This window comes from Acinetobacter sp. 24-47-66 (assembly GCF_056779755.1).
Window position 1 is genome coordinate 103,391 of sequence record NZ_JBWYIL010000008.1, and the last position, 26,213, is coordinate 129,603.

A 26,213-nucleotide genomic window follows, 5' to 3' on the forward strand; every position below is an offset into this window, starting at 1 on the left:
AAGATTTCGAGTCATTTAATGATAAATTGCTTGGTAGATGCTTAAAGCATCAGCATAGCTTAGAGCTCTAGGATTGTTTTGTAAGAGGCGCGTTTGTTGCATTGCATCATTAGCTAACATCTCTAAATCTGATTCTTGTACACCTAGCTCATTGAGTTTTAAGCTCAACCCACTCTGGCTAACATGCCTTTCCATATGATCGATAAATAAATCACATAAGCCATCAGTATTGCCTTTGCTATATGGGTCAATCCATTGCATCAGTTCAGCATAGTATTTCTTCGCTTGAGGTGCATTGAATTTCAGTGTTTCAACAAGCACGATTGCATTGGTATGACCATGCGATAAGTGATAATGCCCGCCCAAAGGATAGGCAAGCGCATGAACCGCTCCAACAGGTGCATTTGCAAATGCCTGTCCAGCCAACATAGAACCTAAGAGCATTTTTTGACGCGCTTCTAGGTTTTGGGGTTGCTCTAGAACAAGTTTTAAATTTTGATTCAATAAATCCAATGCTTGTTTAGCGAGCAAATCAGAATAGAAATTTTTCTTTAGTTTTGAGGTGTAGGCTTCAATTGCATGCACCATTGCATCAATTCCTGTTGCTGCAGTGATGTGAGCCGGAAGACCTTGAGTAAAAGTGGCATCTAAAATGGCAGTATCCGCATACAGAACGGGTGAAACAATTCCTGTTTTTGTTGTTTTGCCTGTAGTGACAATAGAGATTGGTGTAACTTCAGAACCCGTACCTGCAGTTGTAGGCACTAAGATGAGTGGTAATCGTGGCGATTGAGCTTGATTGACGCCATATAACTCAGAAATCGTTTGGGTTTGATTGGGGTGTGAAAGTACGGCAATAATTTTTGCCACGTCTAAAGAGCTACCACCGCCAAAACCAATGACTGCATCAATGTGTAAACGTATTGCTTCATCTACTGCATTTAAGATGACTTCCTCAGGAGGGTCTGCAACGACATCGGAAAAAATACTGAACTCAGTCCCAGTAGCGTTAAAAATGTGAAGAATAGGTTGGTGGAGGTGATGATCAATCATTCCTTGATCTGTGACGAGAAGAACTTTATTAAATCGATTTTGTTTTAAAATTGAGCCAAGCTGTTGAATACTCTCTAAACCAGAAATAATATTCCCGACAGTTTGAAATTGAAATTGGCTCATCACACATCCTTTTTGCGCTTTAAATAAGATTATTGTTTTACAGTTCTATAGGATTCACTCCTTAAATAACTTAACATATGCACTGCGAAAGTATATGTATTTTTGAGGCGAAGATGACGACGAAAATGCCATACAAAATTTTATGTGTATGTTTAGGAAATATTTGTCGTTCCCCAACAGCAGAAGTGGTAATGAAACACTTTGCTGATTTAGAAAAATTAAATATTCAAGTTGATTCAGCTGGAACCAGTAATTACCACCCAAACAAAGCGCCTGATCATCGAAGTCAAAAGCACGCATTGAAACGAGGATATGATTTATCTTCATTACGTGCGAGACAGATTCGTATTGAAGACTTTCAGGAATTTGATTTAATCTTGGCGATGGATCATGAAAACCTAGTCAATATTCAGAAACTGCAAGCTGAAGCAGCGCAAATATTTCAAAACCATGAACTGCGAGCAAAAATAGAGCTCATGAGTGCCAAGGATCCTTCATATTTAAATCAACCCGTACCAGATCCTTACTATGGTGGAGATGATGGCTTTGAGTTGGTCTTAGATCAATGTGAGTCGAACAGTAAAGCATGGATTAGTTACTTAAAACCAATGTTGCAGCAGTCAAACGTTGAGTAAGATGAAAATATGATTGATATTCAAACCAATATACAACTCCAGTCTTTCAATACGTTGAATTTAAATGCTGTTGCATCCCATTATTGTATTGTTCGATCTCTTCAAGATTTGCGAGAAGCAATTCAATTTGGTGAGCAAGCTCAATTAAACATGATGATACTTTCTGGGGGGAGTAATATGCTGCTTCCCGAGTATTTAGATGCTTTAGTTGTTCAATTACATTTAGATGATCTTGTCCTGCTTGCTGAAGATGATACCAATGTCACAATTCGAGTAGGTGCTGGACGTCACTGGCATGAGTTCGTGCTATGGACAACAGAGCAAGGTTTCTATGGATTGCAAAATCTCGCATTGATTCCAGGGTGGGTGGGTGCTGCACCTGTTCAGAACATCGGTGCCTATGGTGTTGAAGTCGGTGAATTTATTGAATTTGTAGAGGCTTTTGATCGTACTAAAAATGTAATCGTTCAAATCCAAGCGAGTGATTGTCATTTTTCATATCGACACAGCATTTTTAAAGATCACCCTGAGCGGTTTGTTATTACTGCGGTCATCTTTAAATTACTTAAACAGCCACAACTCAAAATGAATTATGGAGATTTAAAAGCTGCGATGGGCGATGACATTACGCCATATAATTTACAGCAACAAGTGATCAAAATTCGTCAAAGTAAACTCCCAGATCCTGCAGAATATCCAAATGCAGGGAGCTTTTTTAAAAATCCGATTTTAATTAAAACGAAATTTGAGGAAGTTTTACGGCTTCATCCCACGATTCCACACTATCCTCAAGCGGATGGTTCTGTAAAAGTTGCAGCTGGTTGGTTGATTGACCAATCAGGCTGGAAAGGAAAAAAATTAGGAAAAGTGGGAATGTTTGATCGACAGGCTTTAGTTTTAGTCAATTACGCCGATGCATCTCTCACAGATGTGCAAGCAACCTATCGCTCTGTGCAGCAAGATGTGTTAAATAAGTTTGGTATTTTATTAGAACCTGAGCCTGTTTTGTTCGATCAAAAAGGTTCTATTCAATCTCATTTGGTTTAAAAAGGACAATATGTCTAGAAAACATTGGATGGTGACAACGGTGCGTATGATGGCGATCATATTCGCACTTTTGGGCTGTCTCATGGTTTTCTGGTATACACCATTTTATTCAGCACTTGTTGTGAAATCACTTCACGCATTTGTACCTATCAAAGTTGACGAAATTGCGGCCAAGAGCCAGCAAATGGCAGCGTTAACTGATAAGGAGGATTTGGAGCCTGGTTCAAGGCTGTGGATTGCAAGACAAGCTTATCTCAAACTTATTGAAGAACAATTGAATGATCAAGGGGCTGAACAGCTTGCTGAAATTCAAACTCGCTATGTTTTATTAAAACAAAAAATTAAAGATGAATTGCTTATAGATGCAAATACAAAGAATGAAACTAAAGAGGATGTTGTCTTCGCAATTGATCAGCCTGATTTAGCCAGTGATGTTGCCATAAGCCAAACTGATTCAACAAACTCATCCATCAATGAAGAAAAAAATCAGCGCTTGGCTTTAATGGAAAAATATGAATTTTTCCTTAGAAATCATCCCTTAGAAGAAGACGAGGTTCAAACATTAGATCCGCAAATCTACAAAGATATCGCGTTGATTCAAAATGAAAATAAAACTTTATCAAATCAACAGGATAAACCTTATGCGATAGTAGTGTTGGGTGGTGGGTTGACGCTAGGGGATAATAAAATTGATATCGTAGTTAATGATTATACACGCTCTAGACTAGAAAAAACACTTGAGATTGAGAAGCAAACGGATTTACCTATTGTGTTGAGTGGTGTTGAAGCACCGTACATGCAAGCTTGGCTAGCATCGCGTGGCGTAGAAGCGAATCTATTAGAGCAACGCAGCATGAATACCTGTGAGAATACACGCTTTAGTTCATTATTATTACAAAAAAAAGGAGGAGCGCCGACAGTGATTCTGATTACCGATCGTTATCATATGACACGTACACGACGTCTTTTTGCTTTGAACGGTATCAAGACAATTCCTGTTGAAGCGCCCATGCCTACAATGCTGACAACATGGCGTCCTAGCCAATTAAATTACGATCACAGTCGTCGTGCAAATTATGAATTACTTGCCACGATCAGAGATGTAATGTTTGGCTCTAGCGGTTGTCGGGAGGTGCCATAATGTCTGATATTCCATTTCTGAATCCAAATGTGTTGAAACAACTCGATTTACCCATTCCGAATCGAGAACAAACACCTTTAAGATTGGAACCATTAAATTTAAATCGACCTTATTCTCCTTCGAAAGAGATTCAAGCTTATCGTCATCTTTACGCACTTGATCGTCTTGAAGCGAATTATTGGCAGGGTTATATCAAAATGCCTTTGTTCAAACTTCATGTGCAGGTGTATCAACCTCGCATAGAGCAGGTGAAAGGTACTGTATTCTTATTGCATGGCTATTTGGAACACAGTGGGATTTACCAACCAATTATTGGTGAATTGCTGGATCAAGGGTTTAGTGTTTTAACTTATGACTTGCCTGGACATGGGTTAAGTGATGGCAATGCTGCCAGCATTCAGAACTTTGATCATTATCAGCAAGTACTCCATGCGGTTCACCAATATGTAAAACAAGCGGATCAATTGCCTAAACCATGGCTAGGTATCGGACAGAGTACTGGTGGTGCAATTTGGATGCATCATTTGTTGGAGTTTGCTGAACAACGTAAAAATCCAATTGTAGAACGCGTATTGCTCTTGTCGCCGTTAGTCAGACCTGCAAAAACAGCATGGTGGCATAATCCAGTAGGCTTAGGCATCATTCGCCGTATCAAACGTGAAGTTCCAAGACATTTTAAGCGCAATAATCACAACCCTGAATTTTTAAGATTTGTACGTCTAAAAGATCCATTACAACCGCGTATGATGGGGATGGATTGGATATTAGCAATGTCAAAGTGGATGTTGGAAATGGAAAATCGACCTGCATGCCGAATTCCAGTATGGCTCGCTCAAGGTGCCCAAGATCAAACCGTAGACTGGCGTTATAATATCGAATTTATTCGCAGAAAGTTTCGCCTCCAGACCTTGCTTATGCTAGAGGAGGGATCCCATCAGTTGATCAATGAGCGTGCTGATATACGGGCAGCATTAACGGGTCTAATCCCAGCGTTCTTGCATGCTCAAAGTCATAAAGGATACTTTTAAAATAAAGGTGCTGATTTCAGCACCTTTTTGATGAAACTAGAATTTGCTGGCATCTGCCAAATTCCACATTCTGAAATAGAAATTTTCTTCGTCTTTATCTTTACAGTTCAATAGTTGACCCGATTCTAACCAAAAATGTAATTGAGCATAATTTTTGATTTCACGATCATTTATACGTTGCGCGAGATGATGAGCTTTAATTTCACTCGGATGATTTAAACCTGCAGCTGCTATCATTTCTGCTAGTGCATGTAATGTATTTTTGTGGAAATTATAAACACGTTCTGCTTTCGTTGGTACATGGACTGCTTTTTGGCGCTCAGCATCTTGTGTTGCTACCCCAACTGGACACTGATTGGTATGGCAACTTTGAGCTTGGATACAACCGACAGCAAACATAAATCCACGAGCTGAATTCACCCAATCTGCACCTAAGGCAAAGGTACTTGCAATATCAAAAGCACTAATGATTTTACCACTTGCACCAATTTTTACTTTATCTCTTAATCCAGCACCTACTAAGGTATTGTGTGCAAACAATAGAGCTTCACGCAGAGGTGTACCGATATTATCGCTAAATTCAATCGGTGCAGCACCGGTTCCACCTTCTGATCCATCTACGACGATAAAATCAGGAACAATATTGGTTTCAAGCATCGCTTTGACAATACTCATAAATTGCCAAGGCTGTCCGATACATAATTTGAATCCAACAGGTTTACCACCTGATAGTTCACGTAACTTTTGAATAAAATACATCATTTCAATCGGTGTATTAAAGCTAGGGTGGCTTGGCGGGGAAATACAATCGCGATCACGAGGAACACCACGAATTTTCGAAATTTCTTCTGTAATCTTATGTTTGGGTAAAATACCGCCGTGACCTGGTTTTGCACCTTGAGACAGTTTTAGCTCAATCATTTTGATATTGGGATGTTTAGCTTGAGCTTTAAATTTTTCAGGATCAAATAGACCTTCTTCAGTTCGACAACCAAAATATCCACTGGCGATTTGCCAAACAATATCTCCATTATTTTCAAGATGGTAGGGGCTTAGGCTTCCTTCGCCAGTATCATGATAGAACTGACCCATGTGGGCACCGAGATTAAGTGCGCGTATTGCATTAGCACTTAAACTCCCAAAACTCATTGCTGAGATATTCATGATTGATGCACTATAAGGTTGAGCGCACTGATCATTACCCACTTTAATACGGAAGGTGCTGGTATCAGCTGGGAGTTTCGGTGCAAGAGAGTGGGTAATGAAACGATAGTCCTCTTGATATACATCAATAATTGAACCAAAAGGCTTATCAGCATTTTCATTCTTTGCACGCTGATAAACTAAGCTACGTTGCATTCTTGAAAAGGGTAAAGCGTCTTGGTCTGATTCAATAAAATATTGACGAATTTCGGGTCTGAAATCTTCAAATAAGAAGCGAAAATGCCCCATGATTGGGTAGTTCTTCAAAATTGAATGTTTATTTTGAAGTACATCATATAGGCCTAAGACACTGAGTAAACTGGTCAGTAGCCAAATAATATTAATGACACTGTCGGATAGAAAATAATAAATATAATGGGGACTGTAAAATAGCCTAAGCCACGTAATACTCAGGGCGATGATAATACATGCGAACCATACAGAATGTCTTGAAAAAAAAGTGTTCAGTAATTTATGTCTTATTGCTTGAGCAGGACTTGCCATTTTTATTTTCCATCGTTCTTTACTGTAATTACCTTACGAACTTCTATGGAATCAGACAAGTAGTGAATTGTTAGCTTACAGCTGTAAGCTAACAATTTATATTTATGGGTTTAGTTTTCTTCCGAAGGTAGCAACATAATGATCGAACTGTTCAAAAGTTCTGCGAGATCTTCAAGAATATGTTGATCATATAAACTTTCATCTAAAGCGATCATTTCACCATCAGCGATACGTTTTAAATGAGGTTTAAATTCTTCGGAGATACATAAGCGCTCTCCATTCGCCCAAAAGTTAAGTTCATCATTGAAGTTGCTATAAAGCAAACGTGAAGCAGGTTCGATTTTTAATAAATAACCTTCTTCAAGTGCTTCTTCTAAATCACCTGTTCCAATTTCGTCATTTTCTGGAATATTGTTAGGATAACCAGGTTGCGAAGCGAGACACATGATGGCTTCATTTAGCATATGAGGATTTTGCAGTTGAGCTAAAAGTTGTTCGCGCAAATAGCTAAGCTCATGATCTGAAATTTCGCCGACAGCAGTGCTGGCAGAGCGAGTGACATCTAATAATGGTTTTTTCAGTTGCTCTTGTTCTGAGAAAGAATCACCAAGACTATCCATCATGTCTGAGATATTTGGCATGCGGAACCCGAAAGAATAGGTTAAACACTCATCTTCAGCTACGCCATAATGAGAAAGACCTGGTGGGACGTATAGTAAATCGCCCGGCGCCAAAATTTCATCAAAATGAACTTCCATTTCTTGCAAAAGTTTTAAAGGCTGACCTGCAACGAGTGCCGTCTGTTCATCACACATTTGCCCTAATTGCCAACGGCGATGTCCGTAACCTTGAACTAAAAATACATCATAAAAATCGAAGTGCTTACCGACAGAACCACCTTGTGGTGCGTAAGATACCATAATATCTTCACGACGCCATTGAGGAATAAAAGGAAATTTTTTCCATAACTCAGCAAGATCAAACGAATAGTGATCGACCGCTTGAACGAGTAATGTCCATAATTTTGGCATTTTTTGGAAGTCTGCTTTGAGCAGTGGCGATGACTTCACATTCCATTGATTAGGGTCACGATCTTTTTGTTTGATCAAACGTGCAGTCACGTTTTCATCGAGTGCAAGCTCCATAACATCATTGGGTTCAAGTAAACCCACAATTTCAGGAACTGCATTACGAACGAGGAGCGGTTTTTTTTGCCAATATTCCGTAAGGAATTGTTCAGCGCTAATACCGCCGAGAACGTCTAAAGTTTGGGACATAATAAGGACTACAATTTAGTTTGGCTTATTGTCCCTTGAACGATGCAAGTTCTGCAAGTGACACGGCTTTAAAAGCGCATGTTTTCTTGCTTATGGATGATACAAATGAATATAAAAAAATGAATATAGCAGTTTTAAAGAAATAATTAATTTACACTTTGAGGGAATTTCATATCGTATAAAAGCCATTATGTTAAATGAGGCAGATTTATTGAATCAAATATTAACTAAACTAATCATCATCAAAAGGGCTTTCAGCACCAAAACTATTTATACAAGCTTTGGATGTATATAGAAGCCCACCTCCTGAAGAATGAATGCTGACCAAGAAGTCTTTTGTTTCGAAAATTTCAGGAGGGGGTATAAGGTATATTTTTTCTTGAACTACAAATCTGTAGACTAAGTTAAGTAAAAAAAGTGCGCTAGCTGAGTATAATAGATTTTTTAAGTTCGCGAGATTTCTATTAATTTCACGATCATGCTTAATTTTATTATGGTGATTCCACCATAAAATTGTTTCATCGCTATCTATCTTATCAAATGGAGTGAATTTTAAAGATGCATATTTAATTTGTACGTCAGACGTTAAGAGAGATAGACTTTGTAGTTGTGTTTCATCTTTATAGTATTCACGAAAATCTCTAAAGTTGAATGAATTACCAATATTAGATGTACAAGCTTTAAAAATAGCTTCAATTTCTGAACAAATTGTAAGATACAAATTCATTATTTCTATAGAAAAATTTTCATTGTTTCTAATGTCAAAATCTACGTGAGTACTAAATTCTTTTAGTTTTTTTCTATATGTAGAAATCTATTCCAGTAGTTATCATGCATATGTATCCCCCTAAAGATAGTATCCAAAATTAAAAAAAAATTTAAGAATGATAACTTAAACTAAGATAATGGATGTTATACAAAGTTTCTTAACTTGGTTCATGTAATTCATATTCTTAACTTGAAATGAACAACCCAAATATGATCATTTGAACTTTTTTACAATTTCTATGTTTTGAGATCGCTTATCGATCAATTTTCCACAGCTTTGTGTAGATAAATTAATTTAGCTCAATTGTAATTATTTGAGTTAAAAATAGGGTTTTCATTTCATTCATCTGTTGTTAGTAACAAATAATTCCAAAAAACCGAGTCATTTAACTCGGTCTTATTTATTAATAAGCAACTTATCAAGGCACTAGAATTTTTAATTCACGTAAAATCTTACATAATTGAATCATCGGCATGCCCATTAAAGTTGTTTGATCCTGCCCAATCATTTCTTCAAATAAGCTAATGCCTAAACTTTCACATTTGAAACTTCCAGCACATTGTAAAGGTTGTTCAAGTGCGACATAACGCTGAATTTCTTCCAAATTTAAATGCCTAAATTTGACCTTGTAATGTTCAACAATGGTTTCTTCAAACCCAGATGAAGCGTGTTGAACACTCAATGCCGAACTGAAATAAACAATTTTTCCTGAATTTGCTTGAAGCTGTTTGATTGCTTTTTCAGTAGATAAAGGTTTTCCAATAAATATATCAGGTGCGCCTTCACGCCAAGCTACCTGATCAGAACCAATAACGATCGCATCTGGATATTTCTCAGCAAAATATTTTGCTTTTTCATATGCAAGTCGATAAGCAAGATCATCGGCATGGCTTTCCCCACGCGGAGTCTCATCGATATCGGGTGATATTTGTTCAAAATCGATATGTAATCGATTAAGTAATTCCTTACGTGTCTGACTGCCAGAAGCTAAAATAATTCTTGCTGACGTTGAAGCAACATGATGATTCATTACACTGAGAATTCCATTAAAATGTCGATCGGGACATAAGCAAGAACCGACTGATGACAAGCCTGAAGTTTTAAATTCGGTGCCATATCATTCTGATAAGCTTCAACCCAGCGCGTCACACAAATACACCAGAAATCACCAGGTTTTAAACCAGGAAAACCAACTTCGGGTAGTGGTGTTGTCAAATCATTCCCAATTCGTTGCGAGAAACTTAAGAATTCTGACGTCATTTCGGCACAGACTGTATGTTGACCTAAATCAGAGGGTGCAGTGTGGCAAAAACCATTTCTGAAATATCCTGTGATAGGATCAAAACAACAACTGGCGAGCGGTTCGCCGAAAACATTTAAACGATTAATACTTGGATCTGGATGGATAGACATAGCAACACTTTGTGGTTCGACTCCATCTATCATAATCAAATCTAAAGATTTCTACAGCTTTTCTGAAATTTTACTCACCTTTTTTAGCATAATCATTTAGAATCTATGCGGTTTTGATATCTATAAAGTGAGCTATACATGAACTTTCAGCGTATGACTGACCTCGATTTAGCAGGTAAACGTGTTCTGATCCGTGAAGACTTAAACGTTCCTGTTAAAAATGGTGTGATTACGAGTGATGCACGTTTACGCGCTGCATTACCAACAATTAAAGCCGCTCTTGAAAAAGGCGCAGCAGTAATGGTTTATTCTCACCTTGGTCGTCCAGTTGAAGGTGAGCCTAAAGCTGAACAATCACTTGCACCTGTTGCTGCCTACTTAACTGAAGCATTGGGTCAAGAAGTTAAATTACTCACTGAATATTTGGATGGTGTTGAAGTTGCACCAGGCCAAGTTGTGTTACTTGAAAACTGTCGCTTTAACACAGGCGAAAAGAAAAATAATCCAGAGTTGGCAGCAAAATATGCAGCACTTTGTGATGTGTTTGTGATGGATGCATTTGGTACTGCACATCGTGCAGAAGCATCAACAGAAGGTGTGGCTCGTCTTGCTAAAGTTGCTGCAGCAGGTCCATTACTTGCAGCTGAATTAGATGCACTTGGTCGTGCACTTCAGACGCCTGAAAAACCAATGGTTGCTATTGTAGCGGGTTCAAAAGTATCGACTAAACTGGATGTTTTAACATCGTTATCAGATATTTGTGATCAGCTCATTGTCGGTGGTGGTATAGCGAATACATTCTTAGCAGCTGCGGGCTATAACGTTGGTAAATCACTTTGTGAAAATGACTTAATCGATACAGCTAAAGCAATTGCTGCAAAAGTATCGGTTCCATTGCCAACAGATGTTGTTGTTGCTGACGCATCAGAAATTAACTTTGATGACTTCCTTGGCTCATTAGCGGCAGCAAAAGCCGTAGTGAAAAAAGTTGAAGATGTTGCTGACAATGACATGATTCTTGATGTTGGTCCAGAAACAGCTCAAGCATTTGCTGAAATTTTAAAAACTTCAAAAACAATTCTTTGGAATGGTCCAGTAGGCGTATTTGAGGTTGATCAATTTGGTGAAGGCACGAAAGCGCTATCTTTAGCGATTGCAGAATCTGAAGGTTTCTCTATCGCAGGTGGTGGTGATACTTTAGCTGCGATTGATAAGTATGAAGTGGCTGACAAAATTGGTTATATCTCAACAGGTGGTGGTGCTTTCCTTGAATTTGTAGAAGGCAAGACATTACCAGCAGTTGCTGTTCTACTAGAACGCGCTTAATTGGATTTGAGAAAAAAGACCTTCTAAGAAGGTCTTTTTTTATGACTAATTTTCGTCATGAAAATGAAATAATTTTGAAATATTATGATCATAATCTGATTTATCATGCGGAATAACATCATGAAATTACAATTAGGCGTATTTGCGCTATTGGCTGCTACTCTTGCAATGACGGCTTGTTCTAAACAAGAAAGTGCACCAGCTGCAGATCAAACATCAACATCAGAAGTTGCTGTTGAAGCATCAGATATTAGTGCTGAACAACAAGCGGCTATCGATGCTATTGATCAGCCATTACAAGATGAAAATAATACTGATGTTCCTGAAGAAGTTGCAAATGCACCTGCTGATCAAGCAACGGCGGAGTGATTTTCTACTTCAATAAGTATTAAATTGAAAATCTCCCTGCAATTGCAGGGATTTTTTATGAAATACTGTCAATTGTTGCTGAATTGAAACACAGGTCAGGTTAGAATATGGAGCATTACCTGGGAGGAAATTATGGCTCTTATTTCAATGCGCCAGCTCTTGGATCACGCCGCAGAACATAGTTACGGCGTACCAGCGTTTAACGTAAACAACTTAGAACAAATGCGCGCGATTATGTTAGCCGCAGATGAAACAAATTCACCTGTTATTGTTCAAGCATCTGCTGGTGCTCGTAAATATGCTGGTGCTCCATTCTTACGCCATCTTATTTTGGCGGCAATCGAAGAATGGCCACACATTCCAGTTGTGATGCACCAAGACCATGGTACTGATCCTGACGTTTGCCAACGCTCAATCCAATTGGGCTTTTCATCTGTAATGATGGATGGTTCATTAGGTGCAGATGGTAAAACACCAACAACTTATGATTACAACGTAGATGTAACTCGTCGTGTTGTTCAAATGGCACATGCGTGTGGTGTATCTGTAGAAGGTGAGATTGGTTGTCTAGGTAGCCTTGAAACTGGTTTAGCTGGTGAAGAGGATGGTGTGGGCGCTGAAGGCGTTCTAGATCATTCACAACTCCTTACTTCGGTTGAAGAAGCTACCCAATTTGTCGCTGATACTAACGTTGATGCGTTAGCAATTGCGGTTGGAACTTCACACGGCGCTTATAAATTTACGCGTCCACCTACAGGTGATATTTTAGCGATCGATCGTATTAAAGAGATCCACGCTGCACTTCCAAATACTCATCTTGTAATGCATGGTTCAAGTTCAGTTCCACAAGAATGGTTAGCGATTATTAACCAATACGGTGGTGACATCAAAGAAACTTACGGTGTTCCTGTTGAGCAGTTGGTTGAAGCAATTAAACACGGTGTACGTAAAATCAATATCGACACTGACTTACGTTTAGCTTCAACAGGTGCTATGCGTCGTATGATGGCTGAAAAACCAAGTGAATTTGATCCACGTAAATTCTTTGCTCAAACTGTTGAAGCAATGAAGCAAATCTGTGTAGATCGTTATACTGCATTTGGTACAGCAGGTCATGCTGACAAGATTCGTCCAATTTCTTTAGAGAAAATGGTAGATCGTTATAAATAATTAATAAAATTATTTATAATTTTAAAAAGCCCACTATCACTGTGGGCTTTTTCTTGAATAAAAAAACAAGAGCAAATTATGGAACTGATTTTTTCAGCAGCTTTGTGCAGCGTACTAGTATCGATTTTATTGAAGTTTAGTAAATCTCGTGGATTTGATGTCATGCAAATGATTGCATGGAATTATGCCATCGCGACGATACTCTGTTTTTTTTGGTTTAAGCCAGACCTCAATCAAATATCATTAACCTCCACACCTTGGTGGCTTATTGGGTTGTTGGGGATAGCATTACCTTCAATATTCTTGCTGCTTTCCAAATCACTTGATCAAGCTGGAATTATCAGAACTGAAATCGCGCAAAGATTATCCGTTGTTCTTTCATTGTTGGCAGCCTATTTTCTTTTCCAAGAAAAATTTAGCACCCTGAAATCGATTGGTATTGCATTGGGTTTGGGTGCAATTGTTTTGATCATTTTTTCTAAAACATCGACACCAACATTGCAAACAAAAAAAGCAGGAATGTATTTGCTCGCAGTTTGGCTTGGCTATGCACTCGTAGATGTTCTGTTAAAATTCAGTACAAGTTTAGGATTAAAATTTGCAGTCAGTTTAAACTTGATGTTTGTGTTTGCTTTCATTATTTCCATGGGATATTTGTCCCTGCGTCAAACATCATGGACATTGCAAAATTTTCTTGCTGGACTAAGTTTAGGTGTATTGAATTTTGCCAATATTGCACTTTATGTGAAAGCACATATGTTGTTAAAGGATTCACCCGCAATTGTATTCGCTGGCATGAATATTCTAGTCGTAGTGTTAGGTGTGATCGCAGGTATATTAGTTTTTAAAGAAAAAATAACGTTAAAAAATAGCTTGGGGATTCTGTTAGCGATCACAGGAGTGTTGTGTTTAGCATTCGCTATTTAACTGTGAATTTGCATACATTCTGTTTAATCATATAGTCGATAGATTCCACTAAAGCGCTCACAGCCTGTTTGCTCAGTTGAGACAATTAGTAATGATTTTTGATATTTGAGTTTGTACTGACAATCATGCTCATTATCAATAATTTCGTGTTTGCTTTGAGTGGTCGTATAAGCCAATAACGGAATCGTTTGAGTTTCTAGGCGATTGTTAGGGCTACGATAAGCAATACCTTCAATTTTGACGCGATCCTTGCTTAATTGATGAATCTTAAGGTGTACAGGTTGCGTTGCAATTTTACCTTGTTCAAACTTGATGTAATGCTGAGTAAGCGTTTGATTCATCGACATGTAAAAGTTTAAATCATCAATGCGTTGATTGATTTGTAATGACACACAATTTTTATTTTTACACTGCTGCAGTCGATTCAGCCAAAGCTGTTGTGTATCTTGAATTAATCGAGTTGGTGCATCAGTAACTAAGTAGGATGTTAAAAAGCGTTCATTCAATTCATCTCTCAAAGATGAAAAATCAGCAGCACAAATCATGGAATTTTTAAAACTTGATTGCGGCTTATCACATTGAATAAGTTGTGCCTGTGCGACAGAAACACTGCTTAATCCAATGAAAAAGATAGAAATTAAAGGTTTCATCCAACTTGATACGCTTTTTGACAACATCATCGCTTATACTTTCAAATGTTTGCGCATCTACTATAGCGAACAAGAATCAAAGAATACAAGATTTCATTTTCAAAAACTGTGTAAAGGAGTTCAATGTGAGCTTAGCTATTCGTATAGGTCAAGGTATTGATGTTCATGCTTTTGAGGAAGGCGATTATGTCACATTGGCTGGTATTCGTATTCCGCATACACATGGTTTGAAAGCACACTCTGATGGAGATGTAGTTTTACATGCACTTTGTGATGCATTTTTGGGTGCTTTAGCGCTCGGTGATATTGGACAGCACTTTCCAGATACTGATGAACAGTTCAAAGGCGCGGACAGTAAGGTTTTATTAAAGCATGTTTATCAGTTGATATTGGATCGTGGTTATCAACTGAATAATGCGGATATTACAGTGGCTTGTGAGCGTCCAAAATTAGCGAAACATAATTTAGATATGCGTCAAAGTATTGCAGATGTACTTGATGTGGATATCAATCAGATTAGTATTAAAGCCACCACCACTGAAAAATTAGGATTTACTGGTCGTCAGGAAGGAATCCTGTCTACAGCGACCGTATTAATTAGTCATCAATGAGCAATTTTGATCATTCAAAGTTTTGCGCTTTCATCAAAGAGGCTTGCAGTTCTTGAGTAGCTTTACGTCCTTGCAACTGTAAGCCGACCGCATGCATTAACCCAGTCCAAGTGTTGTTGGGTTCCCATACTTGGTGTAATAGCTCATGTGCAGTAGGTAAATCCATATTCATATAATGTAGTCGGTACAGATAGATTAATGAACTACATTGATGATTTTCGGTGCAATGTATCCAGACCATTTTCTCTTTAACGAGATGGTCGATCAGATCGAGCACAAATAAACATTGATCGTCATGTGGAAATTCTGGATCAATAGGGACTTGGATGTAGTTAAGACCAATTTCAGCACTCAAGCGATCTTCATGATTTAAGTTCGGTGTAGCATCATTAAAAGCGAGATTAATGATGGTATCGATACCATAAGCTTTAATCGATTTAAGTTGTTCTTCGTTTGGCTGACCTGAGCTAAACAAATGCTCATGAACAAATTGAAAATGGGGGATTGAGCTTAGTTCTTTTTCGAGTTGATCCATGATTTAACCTTATAAAAAAACGCCATCGTGTGATGGCGTTTTATCTGATTAACGTTGTGGTAGAACGTCTTTCAAAGCTGCATCCATTTCCAACAGAACTTTTTCAGTTGTTTCCCAATCGATGCATCCATCTGTAACAGACTTACCATACTCTAAATCGCAAAGATTTGCAGGAATATCTTGGCGGCCACCTTTTAAATGACTTTCAACCATAATACCTACGATCGATTTATTGCCATCTAAAATTTGTTCAGTGATATTTTTTAGAACCAATGGCTGAAGGTATGGGTCTTTATTAGAATTGGCATGACTCGCATCAATCATGATCTTGTTGCTTACTTTTGCTTTCGCTAATGCATTTTCAGCTTCAGCTACAGAACCAGCATCATAATTCGGTTTGCCATTACCACCACGTAACACGACATGGGCATATTGGTTACCTTTAGTACGAATGACTGAAACTTGACCTTGGTCATTTAAGCCAAGGAAACTATGACCATGTTTTACAGATTGCATCGCATTGGTTGCAACAGTGAGACCGCCATCCGTACCATTTTTAAAGCCAACTGGAGATGATAAACCTGAAGACATCTCTCGGTGTGTTTGGCTCTCTGTTGTACGTGCACCGATTGCTGACCAAGAAATTAAGTCTTGGTAGTACTGTGGAGAGTTTGGATCAAGCGCTTCAGTTGCGCATGGCAGACCTTTCTCATTGAGTTCAAGCAATAATTTACGACCTAAACGTAAACCTTTTTCAATGTTGAAAGAGTCATTCATGTCAGGGTCATTAATTAAGCCTTTCCAACCCACTGTTGTACGAGGCTTCTCGAAATACACGCGCATGATGATATAAAGCGTGTCTTTCACTTTTTCGCTTAAAACTTTTAAACGATCAGCATAATCATGAGCTGCTGCAGGATCGTGAATAGAGCACGGTCCAATGACTACGAATAAACGTTTGTCGTTGCCATCTAAGATATTACGTACAGTTTCACGACCTTTTAGGACTGTTTGGTATGCATTATCAGTTAACGGTAATTCTGTTTTTAATTCAGCAGGAGTAACAAGAGGCTGAATGCTTTGTACATTCACGTCATCAATGTCGTTTTGGGTGATAGAATTTGACTGTAAAGTATTCATTGCCGTCACTGGTTCGTTTTTACAAGAAAATGTTCAATCTATTGAATATAGCATGATTCAGTAGATCATTTGTTATCAAAAAGTTGAATGGATTTAATAAAAAAAAGTAATGAAATTGTCTTTTTGGTATTAATCAGAGTTTCTACTTGTATTGTATAGAATGATTTAATTTTTGAAAATTATTAAATTGAATAAATCATTTAATTTCACCTCAGTGAAATATACAGCTTCACTGAGGTTATAGTTTGAACATGGTATTAAATTAAGAATAAGCTTGAGTTGATGTTTCAATAACTGCCTTAGGCGCGGTCACAGGTTTTGCTTTGACTGGATTAAGCATGAAGTTAACACCAATGGCAAATAAGGTGATGCCCAGTACCTTACGAATAATTTTTTCTGGTAAATGGGAGCTCACCAACGTACCAACGATGATTGCAGGAATCGATCCGACTAAAAGCCACATTAATAAATTGAAATCCACATTACCTGAATTCATATGCCCCATACCTGCAACGAGCGTCAGTAAAACTGCATGGACAACGTCAGAACCAATAATTCTAATCATAGGTAAATTAGGGAACATGATGATCAGCGCCATAATGCCGAATGCACCCGCGCCAACTGAAGATAAGGTCACAAAAATACCCAGTACAATGCCCATTAAAGCTATATATAAACGCTTCTGCTTTAATTTTTCTCGAGTTAATTCAACTTCCTGTTCAGTAACTTCTTTGGAAAATTTTTTGAAGAATTTTTCTACCTGTGTACGGAATACAATTGAAATACCAGTAATGGTCAGCATAAAGCCTAAGACCATCGTGAGAATGGCTTTGTAATGTGTGGATTGACTCAAATAGTTGTCTAAAACCCAAGTTGTGGCTAAAGAGGCTGGAATACTTCCGATCGCGAGCCAAATGACGATAGGCCAAACAATATTAAGTTTTTTTGCATGTACAAAAGAGCCGCAAAACTTAGAAATCGCGGCATAAAGTAGATCTGTACCAATCGCAATATGTGGTTCAATTTTAAATAAACCAATTAAGATAGGAGTCATAAGTGAGCCGCCACCTACGCCAGTAACCCCTACACAGAATCCAACTAAAACACCTGCTAAAATATATTCAATAGAACCGTACATCGTTTATGCTACTTATCAGAAAACCGGCATATCTTATGATTTTTGAATATAAGCTGTTGTCTTGATTATTCATTTACTTATTCAAAAATAAGATAAAGCATTACTAAGTTAAGATATTTCAAGAACTCAATCTGTTATGAGATGCTTATGTTAAGATACTTGTAGAGCATGAAAGAGGATATTCATTTGCAAAATCGAAAACTCAAAATTGGCATTGTGGTTGGTGAAGTTTCAGGTGATACCTTAGGCGCCAAATTAATACGTCGTTTTCGAGAGCAGGGAATTGATGCTGAATTTGAAGGAATTGGCGGTCCTCAAATGATTGCAGAGGGTTTTAAAAGCTATTATGCGATGGATATTCTATCGGTGATGGGAATTGTTGAAGTATTAAAAGATATTAAAAAACTTTTTGCGGTTCGAGATGGCTTGGTTGATCAATGGACTAAACAACCTGTTGATATTTTTATAGGGATAGATGCACCAGATTTTAACTTACGCTTAGCAAAAAAAATAAAGCAAAAATCGTTGCCAATTAAGACTGTTCAATATGTGAGTCCTTCAGTTTGGGCATGGCGTCAAGCTCGTGTTCATGGGATTAAAGCCACAATTGACTTGGTACTTTGTCTATTCCCATTCGAAAAAACTTTTTATGATCGATTTAATGTGCCAGCGGTATTCGTTGGACATCCTCTCGCTAATCAACTACCGTTGGAAAATCCTATACTCGATGCAAAGCAGGCGCTTGGTTTAAATCCTGCACAAAAACATATCGCGTTACTGCCTGGAAGTCGTCGTGGTGAAATTGATAAGTTAGGGCCGCTTGTATTAGATGCAGCGAAGATTGTCCATGAAAAATATCCCGAGTATCAATTTTTAATTCCAGCCATAAATGATGCTCGTAAACAACAAATTGAGCAGATCCTAATAGGCTATCCAGATACGCTTAAACATAATATTAAGTTAATGGAAAATATTGACGCGGAATCTAAAATAGGTCGGATGGTCATGGATGCTAGTGATATAGTGGCGTTGGCATCGGGTACTGCAACACTTGAGGCGATGTTATTGCATCGTCCTATGGTGACTTTTTATAAATTAAACAGTTTGACCTACTGGATTGCGAAACTTTTAGTGAAGATTCCTTATTATTCTTTACCTAATATTATTGCAGGTAAAAAAGTAATTCAGGAGTTAATCCAGAATGATGCAACTCCAGAAAACTTAGCACATGAGATTGAGTTGTTGATGAATATCGAAAACTCAAAAATACAATCTATGCAATTGTTGACGATGCACAAGCAACTATTGTCGGATCAAAATGAAGATCCAGTGCACGCAATTCTATCTATCCTTTAAAAAAAAGCCTCAGTATGAGGCTTTTTTTTGATTTTGCATTATGAGTCGGCACGAATTTTTAATTCATAACCCGTATATTTGCGTATATTGATTACCCCTGTGTCCATAATCAGATATTGTCCTTTGATACCGTGCAGTTTTCCACGTATGACTGGTGTTTTGTCTAAGTTATGCGATTTAATTTTTTCAGGATATTGATCGACAGGATAAATGAATTCACGAGGAAGTTCGTTTTCTAAAATTTCTACATTTTCATTGAAATCTAGGCTCATGCTGAACTCATCTCGAATCGTTTCAATTTGAGGTTCAAACTCCGTGAGTAATTCATCTCTGATCTCTAACAAATTTACCTTTTCCGCTTCACCTTTCAGCAATTTTCTCCAGTCTGTTTTATCAGCGACTTGCGCACCAAACATGACTTCAAGTTGTCCTGATAGCCGACGAGAGCCCACTTTCATAATAGGTAAAGCTTGGGTAGCCCCTTGATCCAGCCAACGTGTTGGCATTTGACCTAAACGGGTAATGCCAACCTTTAATGCACTTGAATTGGCAAGATAGACAATATGGGGTTGAAAGCATACTTCTTGAGCAAAGCTTTCTTCACGACAAGTCCCTAAATGGTAATGGCATGTTTCTGGCTTCATAATACACATATCACAGGCTGCTTTCGTTTTCATGCATTTAAAGCAGTGACCTTGGGAGTATGATTTTGGTGTTTTATTCCCACAGGAAACACAGTAAATTTTGCCGGTCCATTCAATTTCAATTTCTTGACCTAAGTTGAACGGGAGATTGATTTCTGAACGATCTAAAATAAATTTATATTCAACATTTGCCTGTTGTGTTTGTTGTTCAGTTACACTTAGGTTGGTTAAACCAGCGTGCATTTTATGACAAATGCCCTGTAATTCCATGCTTTAATCTCACTCAAATAAGGTGCAGCTCATGGCTGAGAAAAATGTCATCACGTCAATGCTAGACGATTTATCTAAAGAACAGCCAATTCAAACTGCCGTATGTCTTGGTCAGGATCTCAGCCAAGACTATGCTCAAACAATCCAATGGAATCATTTTAACGTAACTGAATTTTTAATGCTTCCTTTTCAGCAACGCTATGATCTAGGTGTTGTGATTTTAAATAATGAACAGATGGATACACTATCAACCCATCATAAATCACAAATGTTGGTAAAACTGCGTGATTTAATGGCAAAAAGAATCGTCGTGTTGAGTCATATTGCAGATGAGCAATTGTTAAGAAGTCTGGGATTCACGCAACTCATTGAGCAAAAAAATACAGAGCAAGATTTCGCCTTATGGCAATTCAATATTTTGAATTATAAGCATGTGCCAGATTGGTTTAATTCTAAGTTTTGGGCTAATCCAGAAAATTGGAATAAGTTTCGATGGTAATGGCAAACTTTGAGTTTATCAAAACACAACAATTTCAAGGTACAAAGCCATGTTTTTAACGATATGCTGATTAATGAAAATAAGAATGCAAAGGTGTCTTGATGACAAATTTAAGTAATATCGTTGAAATTTTAGCGAAACAGGCTTTAGGCGGTAATCAACAATCTAATCAATCGGGATTGGGTGGTGTACTTGGTTCGGTACTCGGAAGTTTAACGGGACAAAATAATCAGACCAATCAAAACCAACAACAAGGTGGATTGGGAGGGATTTTAGGATCTGTACTTGGTGGTTTATCGGGTAGTCAATCTGGTGGTGTAGGCAAATCATCAGGTCTAAATGCTCAAACCTTATTAATCGCAGTAGTTCCTTTAATTCTCAATTGGATTCAAAAAAATGGCGGTTTGCAAGGTGCACTTGATCAACTGAAAGGTCAGGGTCTGACGAGTCAAGTGGATGATTGGGTGTCAACTGGTCCTGGTGAAAATGCCAATGTCAGTACGCAACAAGTTCAAAATTTATTTGATCAGCAAGATGTCGAGCAAGTTGCACAAGAAGCGCAAGTTCCTAAACAGGATGTATACAGTGCGATTTCTTCAGTTTTACCACAAATTATTGATTCGCTTACACCTCAAGCAAACAAGACCGATCCGCAAGAAGCGAATTCAGATATACAAAATGTGTTGAATCTTGTATCAGGATTTTTAAAGAAATAAAGTGAAATTAATTTAAGTTGAAAAGCCGGATGTGACATACATTCGGCTTTTTTTATGAAATCGATCAAAGTAAGTGTGTGGAATAAAATTTAAACGATTGATATATTTCAGAAAGAAGCATAGGACATGCTGAATAAAACAAAAATCATTGAGGGAGAAATTCATGATCCGTAAGGAGCATTTAATCACTGCTTCGTTGTCCTCGATTAAGGCAACCTATCAACAACTTTCATCCGCGCCACTTTCCATGAGACAAGGAGAATATAAGGCTCAGTTTATTGGTCCTTGGTGGTTAAGAGTGTCTGCAGCACCGAGTTTATTTTTAAGTGGATTGGGGGGATGGTTTGGGAAAAAATTCATCAATCAAAATTTAGTCACTAATATTTTAATCAATCACGGGCAGAAAAGTGAAAAGCTTCAAATGGAGTGTCTAGAAGAGGCGTCTTTGATTGATGGAAAACAAACGATCGCCCTGCATTATGGGGAGACAGCACCAATTCCATGGCGTTGGGTGGTTGATGAGTTAAGACAGCTTGATGAACATACGATGTTGTGTATGACTATCATTAATCTTCCTTTTTTAAAGCATTTTTCATTTCCATTTATTCTAAGTCGTGATGTATGAAATCAAAATTTGAATATGATGTCATTATTGTAGGTTCAGGCTTTGGTGGAAGTGTATCTGCGCTAAGATTGTCTGAGCTTGGATTAAAAGTAGCTGTGCTAGAGCAGGGAAGAAGGCTCACTGAAGATGATTTACATCGTGCAAGTCGGAGTTCTAAATACTTAAATTGGGCACCGACGTTAGGGATGAAGGGTTTTCTTGCACAAGACGTATTCCAACATATGGGTGTGGTTCGAGGGGTTGCCGTTGGTGGTGGCAGTGTTGTTTATGCTGCTGTGTTGTTAAAACCAGGTCAAAAGTTTTATCGTGATCCAACTTGGAGTCATTTGTCAGAAGACTGGGAGAGGGAATTACAACCGCACTATCAGATGGCTCAGTCCATGCTAGGTGTAAGTTTAAATCCATATAAAGGTCAGCAAGATGAGTGGTTAAAACAAACAGCAGAAAAAATGGGTTCTGGAGATAGTTTCGACACCGTACCACAGGGAATTTACTTTGGTGATCCTCATCAATCGGTGAGTGATCCGCTATTGAATGGTCAAGGTCCCGAACGAATAGGTTGTAATCAGTGCGGAAATTGTATAACGGGGTGTGCGCAGGGTGCGAAGAATAGTTTGGATAAAAACTATTTATATCTTGCAGAGAGCAATGGAGTTGAGATTATTCCAGAAACCAAAGTGACCCATCTTTCACATGTTGATGGAAAATATATCATTCATACATATCAGTCATTTAACTCCAAAGAAAAACAAGATTACTCTGCGAAACAGGTCATTCTATCCGCAGGTGTTATAGGAACTGTTGAAATTTTGTTTGCTTCAAGAGATTTGTATAAAACCTTACCGAATATTTCTGGTCAGTTAGGTGAACATATTCGAACCAATAGTGAGGCGATTGTTGCAATCTCTAATGATGATAAAACAATGGATTTAACGAGAGGGACGACCATTTCCAGTCATTTTCATGCAGATGACAAAACACATATTACTCAGAATCGATTTCCAGCAAGTTATGAGTTTATGAAGTTTTATATGGGGCCACTGGTCAATGGAGATCAACCTGTAAAACGTGCACTCCATGTTTTAAAGCATTTTTTTCTGCACCCCTTTGTTTCAACTCGATCATGGCGTTCTAAAAACTGGCATAAACGTGTCACTGTATTAACCGTCATGCAACAGGCAGACAATCAACTAAGATTTGTATATGGACGTACTGCACTCAGAGGTTTTAGGCGTTTTTTGAAAACGCAGGTTTCAGTTGGAGAAAGAGCGCCGTCTTTTATACCGTTAGCAAATGAAGCTGCGGAAAAATTTGCTGAAGTAAGTGGTGGTCAAGCACATAATAATATATTGGAAAGTATGGGGCACTTATCTGTTACAGCGCATATATTGGGTGGCGCAGTTATGGCTGAGGATTCCTCTAAAGGTGTGATTGACTCTAATCATCAGGTTTTTGGCTATCAAGGCTTATATGTGGTTGATGGAAGTGCGATTCCTGTGAATGTTGGTGTTAATCCGAGTTTGACCATTACGGCATTAGCTGAGCGATTTGCAGAAAAATATAAAATTAGTCATTTCGATAAAGTGTCATAAATCCACCATCATAATGTCATATCTTCGTTGAATACTCTTGGTTTAAAAAAGGAGTATTTAAATGAAGAACAAGATAAAAATAACAGGTCTTCTCTTAACGACATCGTTATTGCTAAGCAGTTGTGGTGGAGATGACCAAAAATCTAATCCTAATATTTCTCAACCTTCAGAATTGAAAATTCTTCATATTAATGACCATCACTCCCATTTAGATGCTGAAGAGCTTAGCTTTAATTTTGACTTCGGTCATGGTGAAGAACAACTAGCCGTTTCGCGTGGTGGATTTTCTCGTGTAGCAACATTTATGAGTCTAATGGCAGAAAATCATCCGAATGTGGTGAAAATGCATGCTGGCGATGCGATAACAGGAGATTTGTATTACAACCTGTCTAATGGAAAAGCTGATGCTGAAATGATGAATACAGTGTGTTTTGATACTTTTACCTTGGGAAACCATGAATTTGATGCAAAAGATCAAGGCTTAAAAGATTTTATTGGTTTTTTAGACGAAGGACACTGTAAAAGGCGAACAGAGATTCTTTCCGCAAATGTTGAGTTTGGGGTGAGTTCACCTTTATATCAGACAGATCGGATTCAAAAATCTATTGTTCTTGAGCGGGATGGGGAAAAATATGGGGTTGTGGGGCTCACCATTGCATCAAAAACTAAAAACTCCTCTCAACCAAATCAAGACACATTATTCCAAGATGAAATTACAGTAGCTCAAAATGAGATTAATCAACTCAAAAAACAGGGAATTAAAAAAATTATTTTACAAACACATGTAGGCTATGAACTAGATCAAAAATTAGCACAAGAACTTACGGATGTGGATGTGATTATTGGAGGCGACTCCCACACATTGTTTGGACCTCATATATTAGAAAAGTATGGTATGTCTCCTGTCGCTGACTACCCATTACAACTGAAAAATAAAAATGGCGAAACTGTTTGTGTTGCTCAAGCATGGCAATACAGTTATGTGGTTGGTGAACTTAACGTAAAATTTAATGCAGATGGCGCGGTTCAAAGTTGTGTGGGTACACCGCATGTGTTAATTGGCGATGATTTTAAACGTAAGCAAAATAATGAAAGAGTCAGTGATCAAGAAAAAAAATATATAGAACATCAATTCGAAAAAGAGCAAGCTCCTTTTTCTATTGTTAAAGAAGATCAAAGTATTTTGAGTGTCTTAGAGCCCTATAAGCAATCTAAAAAATTATTTGCAGCCAAAGTTGTTGGGCAGGCAGTTGATAATTTATGTTCAAGACGTGTGCCGGGAACTCAATTTGATCGCTCACGATCATCTTTAGGTGATGTGTGTAATTTAAATGCGCATGTCGATGCCCATGGTGGTGATATTCAACAAATGGTTGCCGAAGCATTTCTTAAACAAGGCAAAGAATATTTTAATGCTGATATTTCATTTCAAAATGCAGGTGGAGTAAGAGTTGATTTGGCGAAAGGAAATATCACGGTAGCAGATATCTACCAAGTCTTACCTTTCAAAAATACGCTCGTTCAATTGAATATGACTGGCCAAGAAATTAAAGATACGCTTGAAGATGCCATTTCAGGCGTGATTGAACAAAAAAATACCGGAAGTTATCCTTATACCGCTGGATTAACTTGGCAAGTTGATATGACGCAGCCTATTGGAAAGCGTATTACAAATATTCAAGTTAGAAATGGGGCAGACCAGCTCATACCATTAGATTTAAATCAGTCATATAAAATTGTGACCATCAATTTTTTAGCTGATGGGGCTGATTACTATCATACATTGAAAAAAATTACAGGTGAGCGTCGAATAGAAGTTGGATTGGACTATGCAGAAGCATTCTTAAATTACTTAAATTCAATAGATGGTGATCAAGAAATGAAAACAATTCGAAAATTATCTACTTCATATTATAGTACTCAAAAATACATAGAATAAGATTTAGAGCTTTATGATCTAAAAAACCTCAATCTAATTGGGGTTTTTTAATTTAATTAATCGTTTTTGTGTATTTTTTAGTGTAAAAAACATAAGTTTGCTTAAAAAATAAACACGCATGAGTTTTTGTTGAAATAAGGGGTTGCAAGGGAAGAAAAAATCTATAGAATGCACCCCATACCGACGAGATATACGGAAACGAACGAAGCAGATTGCTGAGTTGTTAAGTGTTTCGAGTCCAGCTTCTATCATTGACGAGATGTTAGAAAGATCATTAAGAGATTATGAAGAACAACTTGTGTGGATTTTTACTGGTTGATTGATCGATATATATTATCATTGATAATTGGTAGAAATTTCTCGAAGTTTATTTGAGCAAATTTTTTGTCAGTAATTGATGAGCCAAGATTGGTACCCTTTAGGTACTATTGATTTTAAACTGAAGAGTTTGATCATGGCTCAGATTGAACGCTGGCGGCAGGCTTAACACATGCAAGTCGAGCGGGGGAAGGT

The 26,213-nt window shown here is 37.8% G+C and carries 26 protein-coding genes and 1 rRNA gene; 16 read left to right on the plus strand and 11 right to left on the minus strand.

Features of this window, described 5'->3' with window-relative positions:
* Window positions 1–15: 15 nt before the first annotated feature.
* Complete coding sequence (locus AC1M84_RS09250) at window positions 16–1,176, minus strand: iron-containing alcohol dehydrogenase (protein WP_481594876.1); 1,161 nt, start codon at window positions 1,174–1,176, stop codon at window positions 16–18.
* A 113-nt stretch (window positions 1,177–1,289) separates the two neighbouring features.
* Here AC1M84_RS09250 and AC1M84_RS09255 point away from each other — a divergent pair, with 113 nt between their 5' ends.
* From AC1M84_RS09255 to AC1M84_RS09270, 4 genes are read left to right on the plus strand one after another with little or no spacing between them, the layout of a single operon-like run.
* Window positions 1,290–1,811, plus strand: a complete 522-nt coding sequence (locus tag AC1M84_RS09255; protein WP_035266050.1) for a low molecular weight protein-tyrosine-phosphatase — start codon at window positions 1,290–1,292, stop codon at window positions 1,809–1,811.
* Between the two features lie 12 nt (window positions 1,812–1,823).
* Complete coding sequence (murB, locus tag AC1M84_RS09260) at window positions 1,824–2,858, plus strand: UDP-N-acetylmuramate dehydrogenase (RefSeq protein ID WP_035266127.1); 1,035 nt, start codon at window positions 1,824–1,826, stop codon at window positions 2,856–2,858.
* Window positions 2,859–2,868: 10 nt separating this feature from the next.
* Window positions 2,869–3,999, plus strand: a complete 1,131-nt coding sequence (locus AC1M84_RS09265; RefSeq protein ID WP_035266048.1) for a YdcF family protein — start codon at window positions 2,869–2,871, stop codon at window positions 3,997–3,999.
* A complete protein-coding gene (locus AC1M84_RS09270; RefSeq protein WP_035266046.1) occupies window positions 3,999–5,027 on the plus strand; it encodes an alpha/beta hydrolase in 1,029 nt (342 codons plus the stop codon). The genes AC1M84_RS09265 and AC1M84_RS09270 overlap by 1 nt, the downstream gene beginning before the upstream one ends.
* 36 nt (window positions 5,028–5,063) lie before the next feature.
* Here the strand turns inward: AC1M84_RS09270 and AC1M84_RS09275 are convergent, their stop codons facing one another.
* The 5 genes from AC1M84_RS09275 to AC1M84_RS09295 form a co-directional block, all read right to left on the minus strand.
* Window positions 5,064–6,734, minus strand: a complete 1,671-nt coding sequence (locus AC1M84_RS09275) for an FMN-binding glutamate synthase family protein (RefSeq protein ID WP_481587637.1) — start codon at window positions 6,732–6,734, stop codon at window positions 5,064–5,066.
* 110 nt (window positions 6,735–6,844) lie between these two features.
* Window positions 6,845–8,011 carry a ribosomal protein uL16 3-hydroxylase gene (locus tag AC1M84_RS09280; protein ID WP_035266042.1) on the minus strand — a complete coding sequence of 389 codons (1,167 nt, stop codon included), beginning with the start codon at window positions 8,009–8,011 and terminating at the stop codon, window positions 6,845–6,847.
* A gap of 232 nt (window positions 8,012–8,243) precedes the next feature.
* A complete protein-coding gene (locus AC1M84_RS09285; RefSeq protein ID WP_481587636.1) occupies window positions 8,244–8,738 on the minus strand; it encodes a hypothetical protein in 495 nt (164 codons plus the stop codon).
* A gap of 460 nt (window positions 8,739–9,198) precedes the next feature.
* The gene (locus AC1M84_RS09290) at window positions 9,199–9,810 is read right to left on the minus strand and encodes a Maf family protein (RefSeq protein ID WP_481593694.1); all 612 of its coding nucleotides are present in this window, start codon (window positions 9,808–9,810) and stop codon (window positions 9,199–9,201) included.
* Window positions 9,810–10,193 carry a DUF2237 family protein gene (locus AC1M84_RS09295; RefSeq protein WP_035269188.1) on the minus strand — a complete coding sequence of 128 codons (384 nt, stop codon included), beginning with the start codon at window positions 10,191–10,193 and terminating at the stop codon, window positions 9,810–9,812. Before AC1M84_RS09295 ends, AC1M84_RS09290 begins: the two co-directional genes overlap by 1 nt.
* A 138-nt stretch (window positions 10,194–10,331) precedes the next feature.
* On the opposite strand from AC1M84_RS09295, the gene AC1M84_RS09300 reads away from it, so the two are divergent.
* The 4 genes from AC1M84_RS09300 (at window position 10,332) to AC1M84_RS09315 (ending at window position 13,985) form a co-directional block, all read left to right on the plus strand.
* Entirely contained in the window at window positions 10,332–11,519 is a 1,188-nt protein-coding gene (locus AC1M84_RS09300) for a phosphoglycerate kinase (protein WP_035269172.1), read from the plus strand.
* 120 nt (window positions 11,520–11,639) lie between these two features.
* Window positions 11,640–11,888, plus strand: a complete 249-nt coding sequence (locus AC1M84_RS09305; RefSeq protein ID WP_481587635.1) for a hypothetical protein — start codon at window positions 11,640–11,642, stop codon at window positions 11,886–11,888.
* A gap of 132 nt (window positions 11,889–12,020) precedes the next feature.
* Window positions 12,021–13,058 (plus strand): class II fructose-bisphosphate aldolase, encoded by a 1,038-nt coding sequence (gene fba, locus AC1M84_RS09310; RefSeq protein ID WP_035269168.1) that lies wholly within the window; start codon window positions 12,021–12,023, stop codon window positions 13,056–13,058.
* Between the two features lie 78 nt (window positions 13,059–13,136).
* A complete protein-coding gene (locus tag AC1M84_RS09315) occupies window positions 13,137–13,985 on the plus strand; it encodes an EamA family transporter (RefSeq protein ID WP_481587634.1) in 849 nt (282 codons plus the stop codon).
* 23 nt (window positions 13,986–14,008) lie between these two features.
* Here AC1M84_RS09315 and AC1M84_RS09320 read toward each other — a convergent pair whose 3' ends face one another.
* Window positions 14,009–14,662: an A1S_1983 family putative colistin resistance protein gene (locus AC1M84_RS09320; protein ID WP_035269186.1), complete on the minus strand. Its 654-nt coding sequence runs from the start codon at window positions 14,660–14,662 to the stop codon at window positions 14,009–14,011.
* A gap of 98 nt (window positions 14,663–14,760) precedes the next feature.
* Here AC1M84_RS09320 and ispF point away from each other — a divergent pair, with 98 nt between their 5' ends.
* Window positions 14,761–15,246, plus strand: coding sequence for a 2-C-methyl-D-erythritol 2,4-cyclodiphosphate synthase (ispF, locus tag AC1M84_RS09325; protein WP_035269158.1), 486 nt, complete (start codon window positions 14,761–14,763; stop codon window positions 15,244–15,246).
* Between the two features lie 10 nt (window positions 15,247–15,256).
* On the opposite strand, the gene AC1M84_RS09330 is transcribed toward ispF, so the two are convergent.
* From AC1M84_RS09330 to AC1M84_RS09340, 3 genes are all read right to left on the minus strand, one after another.
* The gene (locus AC1M84_RS09330; RefSeq protein WP_180000437.1) at window positions 15,257–15,781 is read right to left on the minus strand and encodes a protein-tyrosine phosphatase family protein; all 525 of its coding nucleotides are present in this window, start codon (window positions 15,779–15,781) and stop codon (window positions 15,257–15,259) included.
* Window positions 15,782–15,829: 48 nt separating this feature from the next.
* On the minus strand, window positions 15,830–16,921 hold the full coding sequence (locus tag AC1M84_RS09335) for a 3-deoxy-7-phosphoheptulonate synthase (RefSeq protein ID WP_051586615.1): 1,092 nt from the start codon (window positions 16,919–16,921) through the stop codon (window positions 15,830–15,832).
* Window positions 16,922–17,183: 262 nt separating this feature from the next.
* Window positions 17,184–18,059 (minus strand): sulfite exporter TauE/SafE family protein, encoded by an 876-nt coding sequence (locus AC1M84_RS09340; RefSeq protein WP_481587633.1) that lies wholly within the window; start codon window positions 18,057–18,059, stop codon window positions 17,184–17,186.
* A gap of 186 nt (window positions 18,060–18,245) precedes the next feature.
* Here AC1M84_RS09340 and lpxB point away from each other — a divergent pair, with 186 nt between their 5' ends.
* Complete coding sequence (lpxB, locus tag AC1M84_RS09345) at window positions 18,246–19,415, plus strand: lipid-A-disaccharide synthase (RefSeq protein ID WP_481594877.1); 1,170 nt, start codon at window positions 18,246–18,248, stop codon at window positions 19,413–19,415.
* 38 nt (window positions 19,416–19,453) lie between these two features.
* Here the strand turns inward: lpxB and AC1M84_RS09350 are convergent, their stop codons facing one another.
* On the minus strand, window positions 19,454–20,329 hold the full coding sequence (locus AC1M84_RS09350; protein WP_481587632.1) for a DUF2797 domain-containing protein: 876 nt from the start codon (window positions 20,327–20,329) through the stop codon (window positions 19,454–19,456).
* A gap of 31 nt (window positions 20,330–20,360) precedes the next feature.
* Here AC1M84_RS09350 and AC1M84_RS09355 point away from each other — a divergent pair, with 31 nt between their 5' ends.
* From AC1M84_RS09355 to AC1M84_RS09380, 6 genes are all read left to right on the plus strand, one after another.
* Window positions 20,361–20,828, plus strand: coding sequence for a DUF6231 family protein (locus tag AC1M84_RS09355; RefSeq protein ID WP_092767830.1), 468 nt, complete (start codon window positions 20,361–20,363; stop codon window positions 20,826–20,828).
* A gap of 101 nt (window positions 20,829–20,929) precedes the next feature.
* Entirely contained in the window at window positions 20,930–21,544 is a 615-nt protein-coding gene (locus AC1M84_RS09360; protein WP_035269150.1) for a YidB family protein, read from the plus strand.
* 163 nt (window positions 21,545–21,707) lie between these two features.
* On the plus strand, window positions 21,708–22,169 hold the full coding sequence (locus tag AC1M84_RS09365; protein ID WP_481594878.1) for a hypothetical protein: 462 nt from the start codon (window positions 21,708–21,710) through the stop codon (window positions 22,167–22,169).
* Window positions 22,166–23,761: a GMC oxidoreductase gene (locus AC1M84_RS09370; RefSeq protein WP_481594879.1), complete on the plus strand. Its 1,596-nt coding sequence runs from the start codon at window positions 22,166–22,168 to the stop codon at window positions 23,759–23,761. Before AC1M84_RS09365 ends, AC1M84_RS09370 begins: the two co-directional genes overlap by 4 nt.
* Window positions 23,762–23,822: 61 nt before the next feature.
* A complete protein-coding gene (locus AC1M84_RS09375; RefSeq protein WP_481594880.1) occupies window positions 23,823–25,700 on the plus strand; it encodes a 5'-nucleotidase C-terminal domain-containing protein in 1,878 nt (625 codons plus the stop codon).
* Between the two features lie 436 nt (window positions 25,701–26,136).
* A 16S ribosomal RNA gene (locus AC1M84_RS09380) occupies window positions 26,137–26,213 on the plus strand; the annotation flags it as partial.